This window comes from Arthrobacter sp. P1_A5 (assembly GCF_056406825.1).
In genome coordinates this window covers 1-1,970 of record NZ_JBFTZL010000324.1, presented here as the reverse complement: position 1 = coordinate 1,970, position 1,970 = coordinate 1, and the positions used below count along the sequence as shown (strand labels likewise).

The 1,970-nt window shown below is 67.6% G+C and carries 2 protein-coding genes; both read left to right on the top strand.

What is annotated here, in order from left to right; all coding sequences use genetic code 11:
- Positions 1-1,092, top strand: a 1,092-nt coding sequence (locus tag AC1D1S_RS20930) for an AAA family ATPase (protein ID WP_476995423.1), incomplete at its 5' end; no start/stop codon positions are given.
- A gap of 88 nt (positions 1,093-1,180) precedes the next feature.
- On the top strand, positions 1,181-1,970 hold a 790-nt coding region (locus AC1D1S_RS20925; protein ID WP_476995422.1), incomplete at its 3' end, for a signal recognition particle receptor subunit alpha.

Here is a 1,970-nt window from a genome sequence, read left to right as displayed (position 1 = left end):
CGGGCCAGCCGGCGCCGGCTCCAGGCCCGGCGCGCCGCCGCCGTCGCCGTCGCCGTGCAGCAGGTCATCGGATTCATCGACGTGTCCGTGGAGCTGGCCCGCCGCGAGCGGGACAGCGCCGAGGAACGCAAGGACGCCATGGACCTTGAACTGGCCGGGGTCCGCAGCGGCAACGACGCGCTGGCCCGAGAACTGGCCGAACTCACCGACTCCGTGCACCGCGACGAGCTCGCCCGCACGCAGCAGCGGCTGCGGATCGAGGCGCTGGAACTGAAGAGTGTGGAGGAGCTCGGGCTGACTGCCGGGCAGCTCGTGGCCGACTACGGACCGGACCTTCCCGTCCCGGTCCCTGCCGGCGACTCGGCGGACAAATGGGCCGCACTGCGCGCCCCGGTGGACGAGGACGGACGCGAGATTTCCGAAGGCAAGCCCTTCGTCCGTGCGGAACAGGAAAAACGGCTCAAACGCGCCGAACGCGACCTCGCGGCCCTGGGGAAGGTAAACCCGCTGGCGCTCGAGGAGTTCGCCGCGCTTGAGGAGCGCCACCAGTTCCTCAGCAGCCAGCTCGAAGACCTGAAGTCCAGCCGCAAAGACCTGCTGGACATCATCAAGGAAGTCGACGACCGCGTCCAGAAGGTCTTCGCCGAGGCGTTCGAGGACACCTCCCGGCAGTTTGTCCGCGTCTTCGCCCGGCTGTTCCCCGGCGGCGAGGGCCGGCTGGTCCTGACCGACCCCACCGACATGCTCACCACCGGCATCGAGGTCGAAGCCCGCCCGGCCGGCAAGAAAATCAAGCGGCTCTCGCTGCTTTCCGGCGGCGAACGCTCCCTGACGGCCGTGGCGCTGCTGGTGGCCATCTTCAAGGCACGGCCCTCTCCCTTCTACGTCATGGACGAGGTCGAGGCCGCGCTTGATGACACCAACCTGGGCCGGCTCATCACCATCTTCGAAGAACTCCGCGAATCCAGCCAGCTGATTGTCATCACGCACCAGAAACGCACCATGGAAGTCGCCGACGCCCTCTATGGCGTCACAATGCGCGGCGACGGCGTCTCCACGGTGATCAGCCAGCGGCTCAGTGCGGAGATCTAGGCAAACGTCCAGGTCCCGGCACGACTGCGTCCGCGCGCAACAAAAGCGCTGGCCACGGCCCATTTGGGGTTTGTGAGAAGCTAGGGGAGTGAACGATATCCTCCCCATCATTCTGCCCATTTTCGCTGTCCTGGTGGTCCTCKGTGTGCTGATCCCGGTGCTCATGAAGACCCGGAAGAGCGCCAAGACCTACACCGGCCCGCGTGACGCAAACGACCCCGTGCAGGCCCCGGGAGCCGGAACCCTTGTGGAGGACCGTCCCGCGCAGGCGCCGGCACCGGCACGGACCTCGCCGGACGGCGTCGAACTCGAAGAACCAACCCTCGAAGTTCCGGACGACGCAGCCGGGCTGGAAACCGTCCCGGTGGAAACCCCGCTGCCGGTGGCCGGGCGGCTGATGCGGCTGCGCGAGCGGCTGGTCAAGTCCAACAACATCCTGGGCAAGGGGCTCCTGGCCCTGCTCTCGGCAGACAAGATCGATGAMGACGTCTGGGATGAGGTCGAGGAAACCCTGCTGCTGGCCGATCTYGGCACCGAACCGACCATGCAGCTCGTGGACTCGCTCCGCGAACGCGTCAAGGTGATGGGCACGCGGGACCCTGAGCACGTCAAGGCCCTGCTCCGGGAGGAACTCATCAAGCTCGTGGATCCGACCATGGACCGGAGCCTGAACGTCGAGCGCCACGGCGACAAGCCCGCCGTCATGATGGTTGTCGGCGTCAACGGCGTTGGCAAGACCACCACCGTGGGCAAGCTGGCCCGCGTGCTCGTGGCCGAGGACAAGGACGTGCTGCTGGGCGCGGCGGACACCTTCCGCGCCGCCGCCGCCGAGCAGCTGGCCACGTGGGGCCAGCGCGTCGGCGTGCCCACCGTGAAGT